This window comes from Luteibacter sp. 3190 (assembly GCF_031456385.1).
Lineage (GTDB): Bacteria > Pseudomonadota > Gammaproteobacteria > Xanthomonadales > Rhodanobacteraceae > Luteibacter.
This window is the reverse complement of record NZ_JAVDUO010000001.1, coordinates 737091-760693: the sequence shown is the minus strand read 5'-3', so window position 1 is coordinate 760693 and position 23603 is coordinate 737091. Positions and strand designations below refer to the sequence as shown.

The window sequence follows — 23603 nt, the reverse complement described above, 5'->3', positions numbered from 1 at the left end:
GGCGTACGCCAGACACCCCCGGCGGCCGGAACCGTACGCGCGGGTATCGCATTCGGCACGGGGGAACGGTATGGTGATGCGCTCATTCGCCACCGCACGACCAGCCATGTTCGAAGGACTCCGATTCAAGCACTGGAAGACCAGCGAAGGCGACGACGGCATCGTCGTCCTCACGCTCGACCGCGAGGGCGCCAGCGCGAACGCGCTGTCGCGCGAGGTGCTCGACGAGCTGGACACGCTCGTGGAGCGCCTGGCCATCGAAGGACCGAAGGGCGTGGTCATCCAGTCCGCCAAGCCGATGGGTTTCGCCGTCGGTGCGGACATCCGCGAATTCGTCGAATACGCGCAGACCGGCACCGTGCTCGAGAACATCGAGAACGGCCAGCGCGTCTTCGAGAACCTCGCCCGCCTGCCCTTCCCGACCGTCGCCGCCATCCACGGCGCCTGCATGGGCGGCGGCACCGAACTCGCCCTCGCCTGCCGCCTGCGCATCGCCGCCGACGACGACGCGACGAAGATCGCCCTGCCCGAGGTCATGCTCGGCATCCATCCAGGCTGGGGCGGTAGCGCCCGCCTGCCGCGCCTGATCGGTGCGCCGGACGCCCTGCCGGCGATGCTGACTGGCAAGGCGTTCAATGCCCGCCGCGCGAAGGCGGTCGGCCTGGTGGACCGTCTTGCGCGCCCCGACGAACTGCTCGCCGAAGCCCGCGCCCTCGCGCGCCGGCCGGCCGCCCGCCCGTTCGCGCAGCGCGCGAAGGGCTGGGCCACCAACACGCTGCTGGCCCGCGCGATCCTCGCGCCGATGGTGCGCAAGCAGACGGCCGCCAAGGTCCGCCGGGAGCACTATCCGGCGCCATTCGCGCTCATCGACACATGGGCGCGCGGCGGCCCGTCCATCCAGCAGCGCCTGAAGCTCGAGGCGAAGTCGGTGGCGAAGCTCGCCACGACGCCGACCGCCCGCAACCTCATCCGCATCTTCTTCCTGCAAGAGCGCCTGAAGGGCCTCGGCGGCGGCACCGACCACGGCATTTCTCATGTCCACGTCGTCGGCGCCGGCACCATGGGAGGCGACATCGCGGCCTGGTCGGCGCTGAAGGGATTCCAGGTGACGCTGCAGGACCGCGAGGCCCGCTTCGTCGAGCCCGCGATCAAGCGCGCCCGCACGCTGTTCGAGAAGAAGCTCAAGGCGCCGGCGAAGGTCGATGCCGCGGTGGCGCGCCTGCGCGCGGACGTGGAAGGCAAGGGCGTGGCCGACGCCGATCTCGCGATCGAGGCCATCTTCGAGAATCCGGAAGCCAAGCACGCCCTGTACGCGGCCATCGAACCGCAGTTCCAGGCGGACGAGATCCTCGCCAGCAACACCTCGTCGATTCCGCTCGACGAACTGCGCCAGGGACTGAAGGCGCCGCAGCGCTTCCTCGGCCTGCATTTCTTCAACCCCGTGGCGCAGATGCCGCTGGTCGAAGTCGTGCGCCACGACGCGCTCGATCCCGCGATCGAGAAGCGTGCCCTGGCCTTCTGCAAGGCGATCGGCAAGCTCCCGGTGCCGGTGAAGGGCACGCCCGGATTCCTCGTCAACCGCATCCTCATGCCGTACCTGATGGAAGCGATGCGTCTGTACAACGAAGGCGTGCCGGGGCCCGTGCTCGATCGCGAAGCGAAGAAGTTCGGCATGCCGATGGGCCCGATCGAACTGGCCGACACCGTCGGCCTCGACGTGTGCGCCTCGGTGGGCAAGGAGCTCGCACCGTTCCTCGGCCTCGAGGTCCCGCAAGGTCTCGAGGAGAAGCTCGCGGCGAACAAGCGCGGCAAGAAGGACGGCGAAGGCCTCTACGTGTGGAAGGACGGCAAGCCGGAGAAGCCCGAGGTCGATCCGGATTACGTGCCGCCGGCGGACATCACGGATCGCATGATCCTGCCGATGGTCAACGAGGCGATCGCCTGCCTCGCGGAAAACGTGGTCGACGACGCCGACCTGCTCGATGCGGGCGTCATCTTCGGGACGGGCTTCGCGCCCTTCCGCGGCGGTCCGATCCAGTACGTGCGAACCGAAGGCGTGGCCGTCGTGCGCGAACGCCTGGCGAAGCTCGAGCAGAAGCACGGCGCGCGCTTCGCGAAGAAGGAAGGCTGGGAGAACCCCGAACTTTCAGCGCCTGCCGCCTGACGAAACGCGAACCGGGGCGGGCACCCATCGCCGATACGATCGGCGATCGGCGCCTGCCGCGTAGGAGCGCGCCCTGCGCGCGACATGTTTTGGGGCCCTGAGCAACAGGACCTGCCGCTCTTCGCGAAAAGATGTCGCGCGCGGGGCGCGCTCCTACAGGAGCACGACCGAAGCGCGCGGCGTCACCACATCAGATCGTCAGGTACGCCATCGTCCGATTCGCTCACGGCGTTCGGATCGACCAGCAGCGCGATGAACTCGGGCGCGATGCCGCGCAGTTCGTCGATCACAGCCTTCTGCACGACGAGATACCGGCCACCCTGTTGCACGACGCCCAGTTCGCCCGCGTTGATCGCCGCCAACTGTGCCGCGTCGACGTGGACGCGACGGATCTTGTCGCCATAAGGAAAATGCCGCACCTGGTCGGCCTCGGCGAGGTTGAGCGCCTTGCCCTTGAGCAGTTCCTCGACCTTGCGCTTCTTCTCCTTCCGCAGCCTCGCCTGCTCGGCGGCTTCGGCCTCGGCCTTGCGGCGTTCGTTCGCGTCGGTCTGCGCACGAATGGCATAGGCCTTCGCCAGATCGATCTCGCCATCGTTGCGCTTCTGCGGACGCTGTCCGCCCTGGCCCGGTTTACCCGCGTGCTGCGCGGGCCGGCCGCCATGGCGATTTCCGCCACCGCCCTGGGGCTTGCCGCCCTGCTTCGGCCGGTTGCCCGCATAGGGCTGGCCGCTCGCCGACGATCCACCGCCCTGCCGCGGCGGCGTGGACGTCCGTTTCTCTTCGCGGATCTCCTTGACGAGGCCGCTCTTCAACAACTGGTCGCGCAGGGACTCTGCCATGTTCGGTAAGGCTCGTTCGAATGCTTCAGTAGTGCGGCGGCGGCGGCTCGTTGGCGGTGTCGCCGCCGAGGCCCGCGCGCATGTTCACGAGGTCCGAGCGCAGGTCGCGCACGGCTCGTTCCAGCAGGTCCAGCCGGCGCGCGATTTCCACGTCCGCCGACGAAAGACCGTTGACCGTATCGTCCACGAACGCGAGGCGCACCTCGAGTTCGGTGACGCGCTCCTCGACATCACCCATGATCGCTCCCCGCGAGGCTGCGACCGCGGCCGATGCCGTAGTACGCGATGCCGGCTTCCTCGACGAGCGCCGGATCGTAGATGTTGCGGCCATCGAAGATGACCGGCGTGCCGAGCATCGACTTCACGCGCGCGAAATCCGGGCTGCGAAAAGCCTTCCACTCGGTCACGATCACCAGGGCGTCCGCGCCCTCGAGCGCGTCGTACGGGCGCTCCACGAGCACGAGGTCGTCGCGGTCACCATAGATGCGATGGGTTTCGTGCGCCGCCTCGGGATCGAAGGCGCGCACCTTCGCACCGGCGTCCCACAGCTGCTCCATGAGGCGGCGGCTCGAGGCCTCGCGCATGTCGTCCGTATTCGCCTTGAAGGCCAGACCCCAGACGGCGATGGTGCGGCCGGCGAGCTTGTCGCCGAAGTGCTTCGAGACCAACGCGAACAGGCGGGACTTCTGCGCATCGTTCACCGCTTCCACCGCGTCGAGCAGCCGTGCGTCGTAACCCACCGAATGCGCGGTGCGCGCGAGCGCCTGGACGTCCTTAGGGAAGCAGGAACCGCCGTAGCCGGCACCGGGGTAGATGAAGTGATAGCCGATGCGTGGATCGGCACCGATGCCCTGACGCACGAGTTCGACGTCCGCGCCGACGTGTTCGGCGATGTTGGCGATCTCGTTCATGAAGCTGATCTTCGTCGCGAGCATCGCGTTCGCCGCGTACTTCGTCAGCTCCGCCGAGCGCACGTCCATCACCACCATGCGATCGTGGTTGCGGTTGAACGGCGCGTACAGCTTGCGCAGCAGGCCGATCGCCTTCGGGCTCGACGCGCCGACGATGATGCGGTCCGGACGCATGCAGTCCTCGACCGCGTCGCCTTCCTTGAGGAATTCAGGATTGGAGACGATGTCGAACGGCACGTCCACGCCACGCGCTTCGAGGCGCGCAGCCACCGCTTCGCGAACGCGGTCGGCGGTGCCCACCGGCACGGTCGATTTGTTCACCACCACGGTGTAGCGGTCGATGTGGTCGCCGATCGTCTTCGCCACGGCCAGCACGTACTGGAGGTCGGCGCTGCCGTCCTCGTCGGGCGGCGTGCCGACGGCGATGAACACGATGTCGCCATGGGCGATCGCCGGTGCGGCGTCGGTCGTGAAGTCCAGGCGGCCCTCGGCGTGGTTACGCACGACCATCGGCTCCAGGCCGGGCTCGTAGATGGGCACGTCGCCGTTCTTCAGGCGCTCGACCTTGCCGGCGTCCACGTCGACGCAGACCACGTGGTTGCCCATTTCGGCCAGACAGGTGCCGGTGACGAGGCCGACGTAACCGGTTCCAAAGATGGTGACTTTCATGGTGCTCCCGGCATGTCCGTAGCCGCCTATTGTAGTGGCGGATGCGCGGCAAGTGGCGTCGACGAAGGGTGGAGCCGGGCCGCTCCACCCAAAAAAGAAGGGCCGCGATCGCTCGCGGCCCTCCTCGGGATGTAACGCGTGTCGCGGGAGGCTTACTTGCCGCCACCCTGCGGCGCCGCGCCGGCGCCCGGACCCTGACCCGCCGGGGTCGGACCGGTCTTGATCAGCTCGACGTCGAAGATGATCGTCGCGTTCGGCGGGAAGCCGTTTTCCGGCTTGGCGCCGTAGGCGATGTTCGACGGGATGAACAGCTTGTACTTGCCACCCGTCTGCATCAGCTGCAGGCCTTCGCGGAAGCCCGGGATCACCGCGGCGAGCGGAATCTGGGCCGGGCCGGCCGGCTGGTGGTCGGCCGAGGAGTCGAACTTCTCGCCGTTCACGAACGTGCCGGTGTAGTTGATGGTGACCGTGTCGTTCGGACCCGGACGCTGACCGGTACCGGCCTGGACGACCTGGTACTGCAGGCCCGAAGCCGTCGTCTTCACGCCTGCGGCCGACTTGTTCTTGGCCAGGAAGGCATCGCCTTCGCTCTTGTTCTGGGCGGCGACCTTGTTGTACTCGGCCTCGGCCTTGACCTTCAGCTGGGCCACGAAGGCCTCGCGGACGGACTTGGCTTCGGCTTCGCTCATGGTCGGCTTCTGGCCCGACAGGGCGGCCTGAAGCGCCTTGGCGACCGTGGCCGCGTCGACTTCCTTCGCCACGAGCGGCGGAAGCGAGCTGGCAAGGTCCCAACCCACGACATAGCTGGCCTTCTGCTTATCGACCGCGCCCGCGGGGGCGGCGGCCGGCTTGGCGGCCTGGGCGGATGCGCCCGCGGCCGTACCCAGCGCAACCGCCAGGGCGACGGCCGTCATCGTGGGACGCAAAAAGTGCTTCATTCGATACTCCCTCTCTTGGAAAGATTCGGCGACGCCGCCGGTACACCTCCTTGTGGAGGCGGAAACGCCATTGTGCGGTGGTTCGCGCCCTGCTTGCAATGACGTGGCGAGAGACAGGGTTTCACACCAAAAGTTCATCAACCTTTCGTGAAATCGAGGGACCCGTCACTCGTGGCGATCCTGGCCGGGCTTCTCGAGGGTGTCCCGGATGGCCGCCTGCAGCCGGGCATGGACCTGGACCAGCACCCGCCAGAGCAGCCAGGTCAGCCCGATCCCGATGAGCACCAGCACCAGCGCCACCTCCCGCGGCGGGAGGATCGTGGAAGCCAGCGCCGCCACCAGCAGGCCGAGGATCAGCATCGAGGCCAGGGGAATGATCCGGCCCAGAACGGAGCGGATCTGCCACGTCCGCGCGCCGAAGCGATCGGGGATCGAGAGCTCCGCCAGCAGCATGCCCAGGGCCGCCGCCTTGCGGTACGTCGCCACCACCATGGGCAGCGAGAGCAGCGCGGCGAGCGACCAGGCCAGCGTGCGCCGCACTGCGGGCTCGTCGCTGAAGAGGTCCAGGTGCAGGAAGCCGCGGCGGTACGCGAACGCCATGCCGATGAAGACGGCCACGACCAGCGCGGTATTGATGACGACGTGCCAGACGAGGCGACGGATCATCTTCATCACGATCGCGCCCTGCCCCTGCAGGCCCAGACTGCCCATCCACTCCGTATAGGCGCCGAACACGCCCGTGACGCGCGTCGGCAGCACCCGCCCGAGGAAACGCGCCAGCGGGTCGGACGAACGGATCAGATAGGGAGTGAGGAAGGTGGTGATCGCCGAAACCGCCACCGCCACGGGGTAGAGGAAGCCGCTGGTCACCTTCAGTGTCAGGCCCAGCGAGGCGATCACGAACGAGAACTCGCCGATCTGCGCCAGGCCCATGCCCACGCGCAACGACGTGCGTCCGTCGTTGCCCGCGACGAAGCTGCCGAAACTGCAGGTGACGACCTTGCCGACCACGACGGCGATCGTCACCACGGTGATCGGCAGCGCGTACTGCACCAGCAGGCGCGGGTCGATCAGCATGCCGATCGCGACGAAGAACACCGCGCTGAACATGTCGCGGACGGGCATCACGATGCGCTCGATTCGCGCGACGCTTTCGGATTCGGCCACGATGGCGCCGATCATGAAGGCGCCCAGCGCCACGCTGTAACCCATCTCGGTGACGAGCAGGCAAAAGCCGAAGCAGATGCCCAGCACGGCGACGAGCAGCACGTCGTTGCGGCTGACGCGCGCGATGTAATCGACCACCCGAGGCACCAGCAGCAGGCCCACCACCAGCGACACCGCCATGAACAGGCCGAGGCGGCCAATGGCGGCGAACGCCTCGCCCGCTTCGAGATCGCCCGTGCCGGCGATGCCGGTGAGCAAGGCCATGAGCACGATCGCGAGCACGTCTTCGACGATCAGGATGCCGAACATCAGCTGCGCGAAGCGCTCGCGCTTGAGACCGAGGTCTTCCAGCGCCTTCATGATGATGGTGGTGGACGAGATCGAAAGCATCGCGCCGAGGAACAGCGAATCCATCGCCGTCCAGCCGAAGAAGCGGCCCATCTCGTAGCCGATCCATACCATCAGCACGATTTCCGCGAACGCGGCGACGAGCGCCGCGCCTCCCACCGCACGCAGTTTCTTCAGGCTGAACTCGAGACCGAGCGCGAACAGCAGCAGGATCATGCCCAGCTCGGACAGCGTGCGGATCGTCTCCTCGTCGTGGATGAAGATCACCGGCAACGTATGCGGACCGACGATCAGCCCCGCGATGATGTAACCGAGCACGACCGGCTGCCTGAGGCGCTGGAAGAGCACCGTCGTGAGGCCGGCGACGAGCATCACCGTGGCCAGGTCCTGGATGAAAACGATGCCGTGCATGCCTGTCCCTGTATGTATGGACGGACAGGTTAACCCGCGGACGCCGCCATCGACACGCGACGCGTCGCCAGGCGTCGGAAGCGTCGCTCGCGCAAGTACGCGCCACGACTCGTCATTCTCGATTCGTCGAAAATAAATTCAAAAAAAGTGTAATGAATGCTTGACGGAATCGCGGGTCGGACGTAATCTTTGCGGCTTCCAGCAGGGGGCCATAGCTCAGCTGGGAGAGCGCCTGCATGGCATGCAGGAGGTCGCCGGTTCGATCCCGGCTGGCTCCACCAACTTCTAGTACGTCCCCATCGTCTAGAGGCCTAGGACATCACCCTTTCACGGTGGCGACCGGGGTTCGAATCCCCGTGGGGACGCCACTTTCCGGTCCGCCGGAGAGTGTCAAGGAAGAAGAAGGAAGTTGGTAGTAGTTGGAAGTTGAACGTAGTGTGGAGCGGTAGTTCAGTCGGTTAGAATGCTGGCCTGTCACGCCGGAGGTCGCGGGTTCGAGTCCCGTCCGCTCCGCCATTACTTCAAAGAAGAATCCGCCGATTGGCGGATTTTTTTTGCCTGACGATTTTGTGCGCTTTACGCCGCGGGAGACGGGGGATGGGAAATGGGGGCGCATTTCCCGGCGAAAGCATGCGGACGCCGGTAGCGCTGCGGATGCCTCATCGCCAGCGCGGACTCACCCGCGTCGTCAGACGAACGCCGGCCGTGCCGCCCCCGATTCCCACCGCCCGACTCTCGATGCGGTCCGGACGACCGCCTCGCCCAACATTACCCGCCCACCCGCTCCAGCGTCCCGATCGAATGCCCCTGCTCCGCCAGGTACTCCAGCCAGCGGCTGAGGAAGCCGTTCATGCGCAGGCGGTGCTGCAGCACCGTATGGGCCGGCGGGAACGGGCCCAGCACCTCGGACAGCTTGCGCCCCGGCTGGCAATGCATGGCCTCCGCGACGTGCGCGTCGGTGTACATGCGCAGCTGCGCCGAAGGCGACGGCTGGCCGGTGGCCTCGTCGACGAAGTCGTAGGTGAGTTCCAGTTCCAGGGTGTAAGGATGCTTCTCCTGGACGTCGAGCCGGACCTTGAGGCCGTCGTCCACGTCGGAGACGTAGCGGCCGGCGGACAGCCGCTGCGGAGCGAACAGACGCGCCAGCCGATGGTAGTTCTCGGCGTAAAGGCCCATCAGGAACTCGAAGCGTCCCGGAATGAGGGCGATGGGGCGTTCGATCACGGCGGTCATGGGTGTCACGTTTCTCCGGTGTGCGTCACATCAGTACATATGGCGTTCGATGCCGAGGTATTCGAAGATCTTGCTCGATATTTCCTCGATCGACGTATGCGTCGTGTTCAGGACCGGGATGTTCTCCCGGCGCATCAGGCGGTCGGCTTGTTCGAGTTCCCAGCGGCACTGCTTGAGCGTGGCGTAGCGGCTGCCGGGACGGCGCTGCTCGCGGATCTGCGCCAGACGGTTCGGGTCGATGGTGAGGCCGAACAGCCGGCTGCGATAAGGGCGTAGACGCGTCGGCAACTCGAGCTTGTCGAGGTCGTCGTCCGTGAGCGGATAATTGGCGGCACAGACGCCGTAATGCAAGGCCATGTACAGGCAGGTCGGCGTCTTGCCCGACCGGGACACCCCCACCAGCACCACGTCGGCCTGGTTGTAGTCGACGTCGAGTCCGTCGTCGTGCGCCAGGGCGTAATTGGTCGCCTCGATGCGGGCCTCGTAGCGTTCGAAATCCACCAGGCCGTGCGAGCGGTTCACCGCGCCCGACTGCTTGGCGCCCAGCTCGGCCTCCAGCGGCTCGATGAAGGGGGCGAACACGTCCAGCATCAGGGCGCCGCTACCGGCGACGATGTCGCACAGGCTTCGCGAGGTCATGGTATTGACCACGATGGGGCGCTGGCCGTCCTGGGCGTATTTCGTCTTGATCCGCAGCGAGGCCGCTTCCGCCTTGGCCGCGTTGTCGATGAAGGGCAGCCGGTGGGTATCGAACTGCACCCCCTCGAACTGGGCCAGCATGCTGTTGCCGATGGTCTCGGCCGTGATGCCGGTGGAATCGGAAATGAAGAAGACGGTGCGCCGCATGGAACGGTTTCCCTGCATGGAGTCCATGGCCTTACCTTAAGACCAATACGCCGGCATAACCATCCACCTCCCAGAATGTCGGGCCGTTCTTGTGCATTGCCGCTTGCCCGTGTGCAATACCACTACGACAATGCGCCGGTTTTTCCCCAGCGCGGCCCGCCGCCCAACCGATGTGAGGATTTTCCTTTGAGCGACCTGGTTCTCTGGCTCGACGCGCTACGCATGACCGATCTGGGCAAGGTGGGCGGCAAGAACGCCTCCCTCGGCGAGATGATCGGCAACCTCGCGAAACTGGGTGTCTCCGTACCGGGTGGCTTCGCCACGACGGCCGATGCCTTTCAGACCTACCTCGAGAAAAGCGGCCTGGCGAAGCGCATCGCCGAACGCCTCGCCACGCTCGACGTGGACGATGTGGACGAACTCACCCGCGGCGGCAAGGAGATCCGCGGCTGGATCGTCGACACCGCCCTGCCAGCCGACCTCGAGCAGGCCATCCGCGATGCCTACGTCAAGCTGTGCGACGACGCCGGCGCGAAGGACATCGCCGTCGCGGTCCGCTCCTCCGCCACGGCCGAAGACCTCCCGGACGCGTCGTTCGCCGGCCAGCAGGAAACGTTCCTCAACGTCGTCGGCATCGACGACGTGCTGCACAAGGTCAAGGAGGTGTTCGCCTCCCTGTACAACGACCGCGCCATCGCCTACCGCGTGCACCAGGGCTTCAAGCACGAGGACGTGTTCCTCTCCGCCGGCGTGCAGCTGATGGTCCGCTCGGACGTCGGCGCGTCGGGCGTGCTCTTCACCCTCGACACCGAATCCGGCTTCCGCGACGTCGTGTTCGTCACCGGCTCGTACGGCCTCGGCGAGATGGTCGTCCAGGGCGCCGTGAACCCGGACGAGTTCTACGTGTTCAAGCCCACCCTGCGCGACGGCAAGCCGTCGGTGCTCCGTCGCAGCCTCGGCGCGAAGCAGCAGCGCATGGTCTATTCGGATCAGCCCGGCGAGCGCGTGCGCATCGAGGAAACGCCGCAGGCCGACCGCCACCGCTTCTGCATCACCGACGCCGACGTCGAGGAGCTCTCGCGCCAGGCGCTGGTGATCGAAAAGCATTATGGCCGTCCGATGGACGTCGAGTGGGCGAAGGACGGCAACACCGGCAAGCTCTACATCGTGCAGGCCCGTCCGGAAACCGTGAAGTCGCGCGCGCATGCGACGACGCTCGAGCGCTTCCAGCTCGGCGAAAAGGGCAAGGTGCTCACCGAGGGCCGCGCCATCGGCCAGAAGATCGGTGCCGGCAAGGCGCGGGTCATCCGTTCGCTCGCCGACATGAACAAGGTGCAGCCGGGCGACGTGCTCGTGGCCGACATGACCGATCCCGACTGGGAGCCGGTGATGAAGCGCGCCGCGGCGATCGTGACCAACCGCGGCGGCCGCACCTGCCACGCGGCGATCATCGCGCGCGAACTCGGCGTGCCCGCCGTCGTCGGCTGCGGCAACGCGCTGGACGCGATCCCCGATGGCGCCGACGTCACCGTCTCGTGCGCCGAAGGCGACACCGGCAGCATCTACGAAGGCATCCTGAAGTTCGAGCGCATCACGGCCGACCTCGGCGCCATGCCGGAGGCGCCGCTGAAGATCATGATGAACGTGGCCAATCCCGAGCGCGCGTTCGACTTCGGCATGCTGCCGAACGAAGGCATCGGCCTGGCCCGCCTCGAGATGATCATCGCCAGCCATATCGGCGTGCATCCGAAGGCCCTGCTCGAGTACGCGAAGCAGGACGCCGAGACGAAGGCCCGCATCGACACGCGCATCGCCGGCTACAAGGATCCGGTGTCGTTCTACGTCGATCGCCTCGGCGAAGGCATCGCCACCATCGCGGCCTCGGTGTTCCCGAAGCCGGTGATCGTGCGCCTGTCGGACTTCAAGTCGAACGAGTACGCCGGCCTGCTCGGCGGTTCGCGCTACGAGCCGCACGAAGAGAACCCGATGATCGGCTACCGCGGCGCCAGCCGTTACGTCGACCCGGGCTTCGCCGAATCCTTCGCGCTGGAATGCAGGGCGGTGAAGTACGTGCGCGAGACGATGGGCCTCACCAACGTCTGGGTGATGATCCCGTTCGTGCGCACGCTGGACGAAGGTCGCCGGGTGATCGAAGTGCTGCGCGGAAACGGCCTCGTGCAGGGCGAGCACGACCTGAAGGTCATCATGATGTGCGAGGTGCCGTCCAATGCGCTTCTCGCGGACGAGTTCCTCGACATCTTCGACGGCTTCTCCATCGGCTCGAACGACCTGACCCAGCTCACCCTCGGTCTCGACCGCGATTCGAGCATCGTCGCGCACCTGTTCGACGAGCGCGACGCCGCGGTCAAGAAGCTGCTGTCGATGGCGATCCGCACCGCGCGTGAAAAGGGCAAGTACGTCGGCATCTGCGGCCAGGGCCCGTCCGACCATCCGGACCTCGCCGAGTGGCTGATGGAACAGGGCATCGAGTCGATGTCGCTGAACCCGGACACCGTGGTCGATACCTGGCTGCGCCTGGCGAAGAAGAAGGCGGGCTGACGCCCGCTGCTGCTCCATCCATCGTAGGAGCGCGCCTTGCGCGCGACATCTTTTGAGGCCGTGAGTGACAGGATCCGTTGCTCACCGCGAAAAGCTGTCGCGCGCAAGGCGCGCTCCTACGGCATATGTACCGCCACGCCCGCCTCGCGATACGGAGTCAGCATCGCCCCGTCGGTATCTGCCGCCACCACCAGATGCGTGATCGCCCCGATCGGCGCCGTGTGATGCGTCGCCGACGCCACGAGCTTGTCCGGCGTGGCGATCGCCACCGTCTCGCCGCTGGCCTCGATGATCGCCTGCTTGAAGACGGTCTCTTCCTCGTCGAAGGTCCACAACCCGCGCTCCGGGTCGATGGCGCACACCCCGGGGAAGCACAGATCGGCGCGGATGTCCTGCGCCTGCCGTACCGTGCGCGATCCGATCGCGCCGCCGATGCGCGGATCGACCCGGCCACCCAGCAGGATCACGTCGAACCCGGGCCGGCCGAGCACGGCCATGGCGACGTCCGGCGCGTTCGTCACCACCGTCAGCCCGCGGTGCTCGGGCAACGCGCGCGCCAGCGCGGTATTCGTCGAGCCCGCGTCGATGAAGAGGATCTGCCCCTCGCCCACCAGTCCGGCGGCGACCCTCGCCAGCGATCGCTTCAGCTCGGCGCGCTCATGGTGGCGCTCGTCCAGCGGCGCGACCTGCGCGGCCAGGAGCGCGCCACCGTAGACGCGGCGACACAGCCCCTGGGCAGCGAGGTCGCGCAGGTCGCGACGGATGGAGTCCTCCGACACACGGAACTCCTGCGCCAGGTCCGTGGCGACGACCTTCCCGTCGCGGCGGAGCCGATCGAGGATCAGCTGCTGCCGCTCGCGCGGAAGCGTGGTGTCGGGCATGCCGTTCACGGCAGGAAACCGAGATCCGCGAGATCCCTGCGCAGCTGCGCCGGATCGTGGAAGTGGATGCCGTGGATGCCCAGCGCGTTGGCGGCATCGACGTTCGCCCGGTTGTCGTCGATGAACACCGCGCGGGACGGATCGATGTCGTAGCGCTCGAGCAGCGTCCGGTACAGGCGCGGATCCGGCTTGATCATCCCCTCCTCGCCCGACACCACGATGCCGTCGAACAGGGCCAGGAAATCGAACCGTTCGCGCGCGAAGGGAAAGGTCTCCTGCGACCAGTTGGTGAGGCCGTAGAGCGGATGCCCCGCCGCCTTGAGATCGCGCAGGATGTGCAGGCTGTCGTCGATGGGACCGCCCAGCGTCTCCTCCCAGCGGTGCTGGTAGGCGGCGATGAGGTCGGCCTTGGTGGGATGCTCCGCGGTGAGCAGACGCACCGCTTCGTCCCACGAACGGCCCGCATCCTGCTGCAGGTTCCACTCCGGCGTGGTGACTTCGGCGAGGAAGGTTTCCATCGCCTCCTCGTCGTCGCCGAACAGCTTGCGATAGAGGTAGCGCGGGTTCCAGTCGATCAGGACACCGCCGAAATCGAAGATCACGACATCGCGTTTGTTGTGCATGGTCAGGCCCTCAGCGGCGAACGATGGAAGCGCAGGCGGAAACGACGACGAGCAGCACGGCCACGCCGAACAGCGCCGTCGACAGGCTGCTCAGGTGGGCGGCGAAACCGATGGCCGCGGGTCCGGCGAGCATGCCCGCGTAACCCAGCGAGGTGACGGTCGCGATGCCGATGCCGGCCGACGTGCCCGGTTGGCGACCCGCCGCGCTGAACAGCACCGGCACGATGTTCGACGCGCCGAGGCCCACGAGGACGAAGCCCGCCATCGCGGCCGGTCCCCATGGCACGAGCGTGGCGACGAAGAATCCCAGGGCCGCAATGAAGGCGCCGCCACGGACGATCGTGACGGGCCCGACGTGCGCCGTGATGCGGTCGCCCAGCAGGCGGCCAACGGCCATCGCGACGGAGAACGCGGCGTAACCGAACCCCGCCGACGACGCGTCGAAACCACGCGAGAAACGCAGGAAGACCGCGCTCCAGTCGAGCATCGAACCTTCCGCGAGGAAGACGACGAGGCACAGGAACCCGAGCAGGAACACCGTGGCCGACGGCATGCGGAACCCGGTGGACGCATGCTCGCCTTCCTCGAGGCGAACCATGAAGTGCCGCCACTGCGTCGCGACGATCGCGAGCAACCCGGCCGACACGGCCAGCGCGCTGCCGGTGAGCGGCGCACCGGCCTTCAGCAGCGCGGCCATGCCGGCGGAACCGACCAGGCCACCCACGCTGAAGAGTCCGTGGAAGCCGGACATCATGGGTTTGCCCGCGTGTTTCTCGACGTCCACCGCGTGCGCGTTCATGGCGACGTCGACCACGCCGAGCGACGCGCCGAAGAACAGCAGCGCCGCGCCGAGCCAGTAGACGTCCGGCGCGATCGTCAGCAGCGGCAACGCCACGCACACGAGCAGGCCGCTGACGCCGATGACGTCGCGATTGCCGAAACGATGGGTGAGGAAGCCGGCGAGCGGCATCGCCGCCACCGCGCCGCAGCCCATGCACAGGAGCACCAGGCCGAGCGTGGCGTCGTCGAGGCCGAGGCGGGCCTTCGCATACGGAACCATGGGCGCCCAGCTGGCCATGCCGATGCCGGATAACAGGAAGATCAGTCGGGTGGCTCGTGCGGGCCGCATGCGTGCTCCATTGGGCATCGGAATGCGCACCAATGTACGCAATCGTGCATAAACGTGCAATCACGAATCCCGCTTGCACCGCCGCGCCGGCCACTGTACAAATGTACACATGTCGAGCCCAACCCTTACAGAGCGTCAGCAAAAGACCTTGGCCTTCCTGCAGGAATACCTGCAGGCCCAGGGCCTGCCGCCTACGCTACGCGAAATCGCCGACGCGCTGGGCTTCTCCAGCCACAGTTCCGCGCAGGCCTGCGTCGAGTCGCTGGTCCGCAAGGGCGTGCTGGAGCGTTCGCCGCAGCATCGCGGCCTGCGACTCCCGGCCGGCAACGCGGCGCTCCTGCGCGGCGCCGCGAACGATCTTCCGCTGATCGGCCGCGTCGCCGCCGGTTCGCCGATCCTCGCCGAGGAAAACATCGAGTCGCAGCTCGAGGTCGATCCCGCGCTGTTCCGCCCGCGCGCCGACTACCTGCTGCGCGTGGTGGGCATGAGCATGCGCGACGCCGGCATCCTCGACGGCGACCTCCTCGCCGTGCACAAGACCGCCACCGCGAACGACGGCCAGATCGTCGTCGCCCGCCTCGACGACGAAGTCACCGTGAAGCGGTTGAAGCACGAACGCGACCGCCTCCTGTTGCTGCCCGAAAACCCCGACTTCTCGCCGATCGAAGTCGACCCCCGTCGCCACGCGTTCGCCATCGAAGGGCGTTACGTCGGCATCATCCGCAGGACCTGACCATGAACGCCATCGCCTCCCCGAACCTTGCCCAGGTGCTCGACCATCCCGGTATCTGGCGCCGTTCCGCCGATCGGCAGCCGCGCGTGCGCGCGTTGTCCACGGGCTGGACCTCGCTGGATGCCAAGCTTCCCGGCGGCGGCTGGCCGCAGGGCGCGCTGAGCGAGATCCTGTTCGAACACGATGGCCTGGGCGAGCTGGACCTTGTCATGCCCGCGCTCGCCGCGCTGACGCAGGAACACCGCCGCGTGATCTTCGTGGCGCCGCCTTACCTTCCCTACGCGCCCGCGCTCACCGCGGCCGGCGTCGACCTGCGCTTCCTGCACGAGATCCATGCCGGCAGCACCGAGGCCGCCTGGAGCATGGAGCAGTGCCTGCGCTCCGGCTGCTGCGGCGCCGTGGTCGGCTGGCTGCCCGAGATCGACTACCGCAGCCTGCGCCGCCTGCAGCTGGCCGCGGAAAGCGGCGACGCCTGCGCCATGATCTTCCGCCCCGCCGGACACGCCGCGCAGAACAGCCCCGCGGCACTCCGCCTGAAGGTCAGCAACAGCGACGAGGCCACCTATGTCGAGGTGCTCAAGTCGCGCGGTCTGCTGACCACCACCGCTCCGCTGCTGCGCATGCGGGCCTGATGGACGTCGTCGTGACGATGCGTGTCCCACGCCGTCATGACGGACGCGTCGTCGTCGCCATTCCTGCACAGCCATGCTTTGGGCCTGTCTCCGTTTTCCCGGCCTGGCGTTCTCCGCCGCCTTCGCCGCGAGCCCGGAGGCAGGCCCCTCCGCCCTCCTCGATCACAAGGCGCGCCAGCGCCTGATCGCCGCCGCGAACGCCGATGCCAGCGCGCAGGGCGTTCGTCGCGGACAGAGCCTCGCCGCCGCGCGGGCGCTGTGTCCTTCGCTCGAGGTACGCCCCCGCGATCCCGCGGCGGAGAACCGCCTGCTGACCGAGCTGGCCGCGTGGTGCTACCAGTTCAGCGGCCACGTGAGCCTGGTGCCTTACAACGCGATCCTGATGGAGGTCGGCGCCAGCCTGCGCCTGTTCGACGGCTGGCCCGTGCTCGCCGAACGCCTGCGCGCGGGCCTGGCCGAACAGGGCCACGCGCACACGATGGCCGCCACGCCGTTCGCCGCCGCGTCCTGGGTGTTCGCCGCCAGCGCCGACGGCATGGTCATCGGCGAACGCGAGGGCGTGCGCCGCATGCTCGGCGAACTGCCGCTGGCACAGGCCGGGTTGCCCGCCGCCACGGTGACGTCGCTGCAGGCCATGGGATTTCGCCGTCTCGGCGAGATCTTCCGCCTGCCCCGTCCCGAACTCACGCGACGCATCGGGCGTGACGGCGTGAACTGGCTCGACCGCCTGCGCGGCGACGCCGCCGACGCCCTGCCCGCCTGGCAGCCGCCGGCCAACTTCGTGCAGAAGATCGAGTTCGACATGGAACTCGACGGCAGCCAGCCGCTGCTCTTCCCGTTGCGCCGCCTCACGCGTTCGCTGGCCAACCTGCTGGCGGCGCGCGACGGCGGCGTGCAGCGGTTCACGCTCACGCTGGAGCATGCGCGCGGCGAATCCACGCGCATCGTCGTCGCCATGGCGGCACCGCAGCGCGACGCGGAGCGCCTGTTCGAACTGGCGCGCACGCGACTGGAACGGGCCACGCTGCCCGCGCCCGCCCGCTCGATCGAGATCGACGCCGCCGAGCTGCCGACGTTCCGCCCGCCACTGCGCGATCTCTTCGAGCCCATCCGCGGCGACGGACTGGACTGGCCCACGCTCGACGAACGCCTGCGCGCACGGCTCGGCGACGCGGCGCTGCGGCAGATCGCGCTGGTCGCCGATCACCGTCCCGAGCGCGCCTCGCGTTACGGCACCCCCGGCAACGTCGTCTCGCCGCCGCGCCGGCGCCGTCCGCTGTGGCTGCTGCCGCGACCGATCCCCATGCGCCCCGAGCCCGCGATGGTGCTGGCCGGCCCCGAACGCATCGAAAGCGGCTGGTGGGACGGCGAGGACGCGCGCCGCGATTACTACATCGTCCGTACCGCGCAGGGCCAGCAGGCATGGGCCTATCTCCCCCCGGGCACCCTCGACGGCTGGATGCTCCACGGCTGGTTCGCCTGACATGCGCCTCGACCCGTCCCACCTCGTCCCCGCCAACGACGAGGACAGCGAGGTTCCGGCCTACGCCGAGCTGCACGTCCTCAGCGATTTCAGCTTCCAGCGCGGCGCCTCCTGCGCGCGCGAGCTGTTCGAGCGCGCGAAGGTCCTCGGTTACGGCGCGCTGGCCATCACCGACGAGTGCTCGCTCTCCGGAATCGTGCGCGGCCTCGAAGCTTCGATCGAGACCGGCGTGCCGCTGATCGTCGGCAGCGAATTCCGCCTGTCCGACGGCACCGTCGTCGTGCTGCTGGTGGAAGACCAGGCCGGCTACACCGAACTCTGCCGCCTCATCACGCTGGCGCGCCGCCGCGCACCGAAGGGAACGTACGAACTGCACCGGCACGACATCGAGGCCCTCGGCGACGGACTGAGCGTGCTCTGGGCGCCGGGCGCATACACCGACACCGAGCCCGCGACGCACGAGGACCGCGCCGCCTGGATCGCCACCCATTTCGCCGGGCGGGCATGGCTCGCCGTGGAACTGCATCGCGGTCAGCACGACGGCGCCGACCTCGCCGCGCTGCGCGACCTCGCCGCCCGCCACGGCCTGCCCTGCGTCGCGGCGGGCGACGTGCACATGCACGTGCGCCATCGCCGCGCGCTGCAGGATGTCATGACGGCGATCCGCCTGAACACGTCCGTCGCCGAGGCGGGCCACGCGCTCTTCCCCAATGGCGAACGCCATCTGCGCCCGCGCGAGACGATCGCGCGCATCTACCCGCGCGACATCATCGACGAAACGCTCGTCGTCGCCGCCCGCTGCACCGGCTTCGACATCCGCCGGATCAACTACGTCTATCCCAACGAGCTGGTGCCCGAAGGCCTCGATCCTCCCACGCACCTGCGCCGCCTGACCTACGAAGGGGCCGCGCGGCGTTTCCCGGAAGGCACGCCGGCCACCCTCGTCGATCGCATCGAGCACGAGCTGGCCCTCATCGCGCAAAAGGAATACGAGGCGTTCTTCCTCACCGTGCAGGACATCGTCCACTTCGCGCGCTCGAAGGACATCCTCTGCCAGGGTCGCGGCTCGGCGGCCAACTCCGTGGTGTGCTTCTGCCTCGGCATCACCGAGGTCAACCCGTCGCAGATATCGACGCTGTTCGAGCGCTTCATCTCCATCGAACGCGACGAGCCGCCCGACATCGACGTCGACTTCGAGCACGAACGCCGCGAGGAAGTGCTGCAGTACGTGTTCAACAAGTACGGCCGCGAACGCGCCGCGCTCGCCGCCACCGTCATCAGCTACCGGCACAAGAGCGCCGCGCGCGACGTCGGTCGCGCGCTCGGCCTGTCCGAGGACCAGCTCGACCAGCTCAGCCGCGCGTATTCCCACGCGCACGGCGAGGTCCCCATCGTCGAACGCCTGCGCGAGCGCGGCTTCGACACCGGCAGCCGCACGGTGCGCCTGCTCATGCTGCTGGTCGACCAGCTGTCCGGCATGCCGCGCCATCTGTCGCAGCACGTCGGCGGCTTCGTCATCTCCGACACGCCGCTGCACCACCTCGTGCCGGTGGAGAACGCGGCGATGGCCGATCGCACGATCATCCAGTGGGACAAGGACGACCTGGAAACGATGAAGCTGCTCAAGGTCGACTGCCTCGCGCTCGGCATGCTCACCTGCATGCGCAAGGCGATCGACATGCTGCGCGCCCGGGGCGGTCCGGATTTCCGCCGGCTCGCGGACATCCCGGACAAGGATCCGCGGACGTACGCGATGATCCAGAAGGCCGATACCACCGGCGTCTTCCAGATCGAATCGCGCGCGCAGATGTCCATGCTCCCGCGCCTGCTGCCGAAGGAGTATTACGACCTCGTGATCCAGGTCGCGATCGTCCGCCCCGGCCCGATCCAGGGCGGCATGGTGCATCCCTATCTCGAACGGCGGCGCATGCCGAAGGAAGACATCGTCTACGAGAAGGGCGTGCGACCCGTGCTCGAGCGCACGCTCGGCGTGCCGATCTTCCAGGAACAGGTGATGAAGCTGCTGCAGGTCGTGGCGGATTTCAGCGCCGGCGAGGCCGACGACCTGCGCCGCTCGATGGCCGCCTGGAAGCGTCGCGGCGGGCTGGAGAAGTTCGAGCCGCGCATCCGCCGCAACATGGCGAAGAACGGCTACTCCACCGAATTCATCCAGCAGATCATCGACCAGATCAAGGGCTTCGGCAGCTACGGCTTTCCCGAATCGCATGCCGCCGGCTTCGCGCTCATCGCCTATGCGTCGTCGTACATGAAGTGCCATTACCCGGCGATCTTCACCTGCGCCCTGCTCAACAGCCAGCCGATGGGTTTCTACGCACCGGCGCAGCTGGTCGCGGACCTGCGCCGGCATGGTGTCGAAGTGCGCCCGCCCGACGTGACCGCCAGCGACTGGGACTGCACGCTCGAACCCCAGCCGAAGACCCATGGCGGGTACGCGCTACGGCTGGGACTGCGCCTCGTCGGCGGCCTCTCGGCCGATCTCGGCGCGCGCATCGTCGCCGCGCGCGCCGCCGCGCCACTGCGCAACCTCGCCGATCTGTCGCGCCGCGCCGGCATGAACCGCTTCGAGCGCGAACGTCTCGCCGACGCCGGCGCCCTGCGCGTGCTCAGCGGCCACCGCCATCGCGCCCGCTGGGAAAGCTCCGGCATCGAACGCGGCCTGCCGTTGATCGACGCTGTCGCCGAGGAACGTCCCACCCTACGCCCGCCCACGCTCGCCGAGAACGTGTTCGCCGATTACGCCACGCACGGCCTGTCGCTCACCGCGCACCCCCTGCAGCTGATTCGCAAGAACTTGCAGGCGCGCCGGGCGCGTCGCGCCGCCGACCTCGAACACGAACGCAACGGCACGTGGCTGCGCCATGCCGGGCTGGTCACCGTGCGCCAGCGCCCGCAGACCGCCAGCGGCATCACGTTCGTCACGATCGAAGACGAAACCGGGCAGGTCAACGTGATCGTACGGCCCAGGGTCGCCGAAGCCTGCCGCCATGCGCTCCTCGACGCCGTGCTTCTCGCCGTGGACGGACAGTGGCAATCGATCGACGGCGTCCGCCACCTCGTCGCCAGCCGACTGCACGATTTCAGCGACCTGCTGCCCGCGCTGGGTTCCGTCTCGCGGGACTTCCACTAGTGATGCCTGCCGTCACGCATCTCCCGCCGCGGCATCACTGAACCACGCCTAATTTCTGCCTGAACGGTGGCTGCGGAAATTGCTGCTATGCAGGAGCGTCCGTCATCGAAAAGCGATAGGTTTTGCCCACCCGACCGGTCTACCGGTAAGCGATGCCTCTGCGCCGTGCATCGCTCTGCTACCCAGGCGCCATAAGTTTTCAGGAGACTCGTCATGCGCAACACGAAACTGATCGTCGCGATGCTGGCCGGCTGTATGGCCGTGAGCGGTGCCGCTCTCGCACAGGACGCTTCGAAGGCTCCCACGCCGGCTTCGACCGCCGCAACCCCGACGCATTCCACCAGCGATTCGATGAAACATGCGGGCACCGATTCGATGAAGCAGAGCGGCGCCGACGGCATGAGCCAGGATCACGCCTCCAAGAGCTCCATGGGTAACGACTCGATGGAAAACCAGTCGATGAAGTCGACCCACAAGAAGCACAAGAAGACGGCCGAGCCGGCGAAGTCCTCCACCTCCGGCATGTGATGCGCAGCGCATGACAGGAAACCCGGTGCCGCGAGGCGCCGGGTTTTTTCATGGGCGCGCTTTCCGGCCAAAATTGGGGCTATCTACAAGAAACGTGGGGCGCATCGGCATACGTTCTTCCCTGGCAGCGACGACACGGCGGCCCTCACCGCCCGGGGAGACAGATCATGCGCGGCACGACACCCATCCTTGTTCTTCTCGCGGGCTGCCTGCTGGCCGGTAGCGTGTTCGCGCAGGAGGCACCGTCCGCCCCCGCGAAGCCGGCGGCGAACCAGCAAGCCGCGAACGACGCCATGCGCTTCACCGGCACACGCTCGATCAAGATGACCGGCGCGGACGGCATGAGCCAGGACCACGCCACCGCCAGCGACATGAGCGACGACACCGCCGACGTCGGCACGGTGAAGCAGTCGCTGAGGAAGGCGACGCCCGAACTACCGCCGGATAACGCGACCCCCGGTCGTTGACGTTCGTCAGACGCTGCGCGAGAAGCGCTGGCGCGTGAGGCGCCGTCGCTCGGGCGTAGGCCCCGCCGTGGGCACCGGCGTACGCCGGTGCGACGGTGCGGGCCCTTAGGTGGTTCGGGAACGTCGCGCCCGCCTACCCGTCGCACCGGCGTACGCCGGTGCCCACGGCGAGGCGCCCGGACGAGCGACAGTCCCAGCGACTCAGCTGCTGCACGACAACATCGAACAGCCGACACGCTCGCGCGCCCAGTCGGGACGGCGACCGCCTAGGTGTTCCTTGCCGGGCTGCGGGTCGTACGGCCGGCGCAGTACATCGAGCAGCTCGTGCACGCCGGCTTCGTCGCCCTGCTCCGCGCGATCGATCGCCTGCTGGGCAAGGTAGTTGCGCAGCACGTACCGTGGATTGGCCGCGTGCATCAACGCCAGGCGCCCGCTCTCCGCGGCGCCGTCGGCACGCACGCGCTCCGCGTAACGCCGCAGCCACGCCTGCAGCGCGTCCTCGACCGCGACGCGCCCCGCGTCGTCGTAGAACGACGCACCGACCGTGCCCACGTGCGGCGCGTGCGGATCGAGCGCCGCCAGGTCGCGATAGAAGATCGTCATGTCCATGCCGCCCGCACGGAGCAACCCGCGGAGATCGGCGATCAGGGCATCGTCACCCGAGTCGGGCTGCGCGAGCCCGAGCTTCGCGGCGGAAAACGCCGCGTCCGACGCCTCGAACACTTCGACGTAACGGGCCAGGCCCGCGTGCAGCGCGTCGACGCCGCTGAAGAGCGGCGACAACGCCTGCGCGAGCCGCTGCACGTTCCAGTAGCCGACCTGCGGCTGCTGGCCGAAACGGTAGCGCTTCTGGTGCCGGTCGGTCGTGTTCGGCGTCCAGTCCGGATCGAAATCGTCGATCCAGCCATACGGGCCATAGTCGATGGTCAGCCCGAGGATCGACATGTTGTCCGTGTTCATCACGCCGTGCACGAAGCCCACGCGCATCCAGTGCGCCATGAGCCGCGCGGTGCGTTCGCAGACCTCGGCGAAGAACGCGGCGTAGCCCTCCTCTCCCGGAAGATCGGCGAACTGCGGGTAGTGATGGACGATGGTGAAGTCCACGAGCTGTCGCAGGAGCGCCACGTCGCCACGCGAGGACGGCAGCTCGAACGAGCCGAAGCGCAAGAACGACGGGGCGACACGGCACACGATGGCGCCGGGCTCGGGCGCGGGATGGCCGTCGTAAAGCATGTCGCGCACCACGCTGTCACCCGTCGCGACCAGCGACAGCGCACGCGTGGTGGGCACGCCCAGGTGATGCATCGCCTCGCTGCAGAGGAACTCGCGGATGGACGAGCGGAGGACGGCGCGCCCGTCCGCGCCTCGCGAATAAGGCGTCCGCCCGGCACCCTTCAGCTGGAGCTCCTGCCGCCCGTGCTTCGCGGTGACAACTTCGCCGAGCCCGATCGCCCGGCCGTCTCCGAGCTGCCCGGCCCAGTGTCCGAACTGGTGCCCGCCGTACGCCATCGCGTACCCGGTCATGCCCGGCCAGCGCACGTTGCCCGAAAACACCTGCGCGAAGTCCGGCGCTTCCGGCGGGATGCCCAGCATCGCCGCCACTTCGTCCGAGATCGCGATCGTCCGCGGGTCCGAGACCGGCGTCGGGTCGACCAACGAATAGGCCGCGCCGGCGACCTGACGCGGCACGTCCCGGTGATCGGGGTCGGCGGGCAACTCACGGACGAAGGCGTTGTCGAAGCGCAGGGATGTCATCGGGGCGGGGGTCGGGGCGTTATGGGGAATATCCGGGCGATCGGGCCAAGTGCAAGGCCGCGCGGCGCGCCATGCCATCCGCCCTGCGTAGAAAATCGCCAACTCGTGCACACTAGCGCCCCCGAACCCGCCGCTCCGG

Annotated in this window: 19 protein-coding genes and 3 tRNA genes; 11 read left to right on the top strand and 11 right to left on the bottom strand. The window is 67.9% G+C overall.

Translation table 11 applies throughout. From position 1 onward, the window contains the following. Window positions 1–106 precede the first annotated feature (106 nt). A complete protein-coding gene (locus J2X58_RS03600) occupies window positions 107–2164 on the top strand; it encodes a 3-hydroxyacyl-CoA dehydrogenase NAD-binding domain-containing protein (protein WP_310046456.1) in 2058 nt (685 codons plus the stop codon). 182 nt (window positions 2165–2346) lie between these two features. On the opposite strand, the gene J2X58_RS03595 is transcribed toward J2X58_RS03600, so the two are convergent. The 5 genes from J2X58_RS03595 to J2X58_RS03575 form a co-directional block, all read right to left on the bottom strand. Next, window positions 2347–3003 (bottom strand): DUF2058 family protein, encoded by a 657-nt coding sequence (locus tag J2X58_RS03595; protein ID WP_090177259.1) that lies wholly within the window; start codon window positions 3001–3003, stop codon window positions 2347–2349. Window positions 3004–3028: 25 nt separating this feature from the next. After that, window positions 3029–3241 (bottom strand): SlyX family protein, encoded by a 213-nt coding sequence (locus J2X58_RS03590; RefSeq protein ID WP_090053903.1) that lies wholly within the window; start codon window positions 3239–3241, stop codon window positions 3029–3031. Beyond that, window positions 3234–4583, bottom strand: a complete 1350-nt coding sequence (locus J2X58_RS03585; protein WP_310046452.1) for a UDP-glucose/GDP-mannose dehydrogenase family protein — start codon at window positions 4581–4583, stop codon at window positions 3234–3236. The genes J2X58_RS03590 and J2X58_RS03585 overlap by 8 nt, the downstream gene beginning before the upstream one ends. 152 nt (window positions 4584–4735) lie before the next feature. Further along, window positions 4736–5521, bottom strand: coding sequence for an FKBP-type peptidyl-prolyl cis-trans isomerase (locus J2X58_RS03580; protein ID WP_090053907.1), 786 nt, complete (start codon window positions 5519–5521; stop codon window positions 4736–4738). 165 nt (window positions 5522–5686) lie between these two features. Next, the gene (locus tag J2X58_RS03575; RefSeq protein WP_090053908.1) at window positions 5687–7447 is read right to left on the bottom strand and encodes a cation:proton antiporter; all 1761 of its coding nucleotides are present in this window, start codon (window positions 7445–7447) and stop codon (window positions 5687–5689) included. 205 nt (window positions 7448–7652) lie between these two features. Here J2X58_RS03575 and J2X58_RS03570 point away from each other — a divergent pair. From J2X58_RS03570 to J2X58_RS03560, 3 genes are all read left to right on the top strand, one after another. Continuing rightward, a tRNA-Ala gene (locus J2X58_RS03570) sits at window positions 7653–7728 on the top strand. Between the two features lie 11 nt (window positions 7729–7739). Continuing rightward, window positions 7740–7815: transfer RNA gene (locus tag J2X58_RS03565), tRNA-Glu, on the top strand. Window positions 7816–7886: 71 nt separating this feature from the next. Next, a tRNA-Asp gene (locus J2X58_RS03560) sits at window positions 7887–7963 on the top strand. Window positions 7964–8215: 252 nt separating this feature from the next. Here J2X58_RS03560 and J2X58_RS03555 read toward each other — a convergent pair. Further along, window positions 8216–8680, bottom strand: coding sequence for a DUF1249 domain-containing protein (locus J2X58_RS03555; RefSeq protein ID WP_090053910.1), 465 nt, complete (start codon window positions 8678–8680; stop codon window positions 8216–8218). 30 nt (window positions 8681–8710) lie between these two features. After that, complete coding sequence (locus J2X58_RS03550; protein ID WP_090055763.1) at window positions 8711–9526, bottom strand: pyruvate, water dikinase regulatory protein; 816 nt, start codon at window positions 9524–9526, stop codon at window positions 8711–8713. A 186-nt stretch (window positions 9527–9712) separates the two neighbouring features. Here J2X58_RS03550 and ppsA point away from each other — a divergent pair, with 186 nt between their 5' ends. Next, window positions 9713–12085 (top strand): phosphoenolpyruvate synthase, encoded by a 2373-nt coding sequence (ppsA, locus tag J2X58_RS03545; protein ID WP_310046450.1) that lies wholly within the window; start codon window positions 9713–9715, stop codon window positions 12083–12085. A gap of 116 nt (window positions 12086–12201) precedes the next feature. Here the strand turns inward: ppsA and J2X58_RS03540 are convergent, their stop codons facing one another. From J2X58_RS03540 to J2X58_RS03530, 3 genes are read right to left on the bottom strand one after another with little or no spacing between them, the layout of a single operon-like run. Further along, on the bottom strand, window positions 12202–12966 hold the full coding sequence (locus J2X58_RS03540; protein WP_310046449.1) for a DeoR/GlpR family DNA-binding transcription regulator: 765 nt from the start codon (window positions 12964–12966) through the stop codon (window positions 12202–12204). Between the two features lie 5 nt (window positions 12967–12971). Continuing rightward, on the bottom strand, window positions 12972–13589 hold the full coding sequence (locus J2X58_RS03535; RefSeq protein ID WP_090053914.1) for an HAD family phosphatase: 618 nt from the start codon (window positions 13587–13589) through the stop codon (window positions 12972–12974). A gap of 10 nt (window positions 13590–13599) precedes the next feature. Next, window positions 13600–14718: an MFS transporter gene (locus J2X58_RS03530; protein ID WP_310046448.1), complete on the bottom strand. Its 1119-nt coding sequence runs from the start codon at window positions 14716–14718 to the stop codon at window positions 13600–13602. Between the two features lie 109 nt (window positions 14719–14827). Between J2X58_RS03530 and lexA the strand changes: the two genes are divergently transcribed. The 6 genes from lexA to J2X58_RS03500 all read left to right on the top strand — a co-directional run bounded on the left by lexA (window position 14828) and on the right by J2X58_RS03500 (window position 21709). Beyond that, complete coding sequence (gene lexA, locus J2X58_RS03525; protein WP_090053918.1) at window positions 14828–15451, top strand: transcriptional repressor LexA; 624 nt, start codon at window positions 14828–14830, stop codon at window positions 15449–15451. Between the two features lie 2 nt (window positions 15452–15453). Further along, window positions 15454–16083, top strand: coding sequence for a translesion DNA synthesis-associated protein ImuA (gene imuA / locus J2X58_RS03520; protein ID WP_090053920.1), 630 nt, complete (start codon window positions 15454–15456; stop codon window positions 16081–16083). A gap of 73 nt (window positions 16084–16156) precedes the next feature. Beyond that, on the top strand, window positions 16157–17566 hold the full coding sequence (locus J2X58_RS03515) for a DNA polymerase Y family protein (protein ID WP_090053922.1): 1410 nt from the start codon (window positions 16157–16159) through the stop codon (window positions 17564–17566). 1 nt (window position 17567) lies between these two features. Further along, window positions 17568–20714 carry an error-prone DNA polymerase gene (locus tag J2X58_RS03510; RefSeq protein WP_310046447.1) on the top strand — a complete coding sequence of 1049 codons (3147 nt, stop codon included), beginning with the start codon at window positions 17568–17570 and terminating at the stop codon, window positions 20712–20714. A gap of 213 nt (window positions 20715–20927) precedes the next feature. After that, on the top strand, window positions 20928–21242 hold the full coding sequence (locus J2X58_RS03505; protein ID WP_090177276.1) for a hypothetical protein: 315 nt from the start codon (window positions 20928–20930) through the stop codon (window positions 21240–21242). A gap of 167 nt (window positions 21243–21409) precedes the next feature. Continuing rightward, complete coding sequence (locus tag J2X58_RS03500) at window positions 21410–21709, top strand: hypothetical protein (RefSeq protein ID WP_310046446.1); 300 nt, start codon at window positions 21410–21412, stop codon at window positions 21707–21709. 201 nt (window positions 21710–21910) lie between these two features. On the opposite strand, the gene J2X58_RS03495 is transcribed toward J2X58_RS03500, so the two are convergent. Then, on the bottom strand, window positions 21911–23464 hold the full coding sequence (locus tag J2X58_RS03495) for a protein adenylyltransferase SelO family protein (protein ID WP_310046444.1): 1554 nt from the start codon (window positions 23462–23464) through the stop codon (window positions 21911–21913). Window positions 23465–23603: the final 139 nt, after the last annotated feature.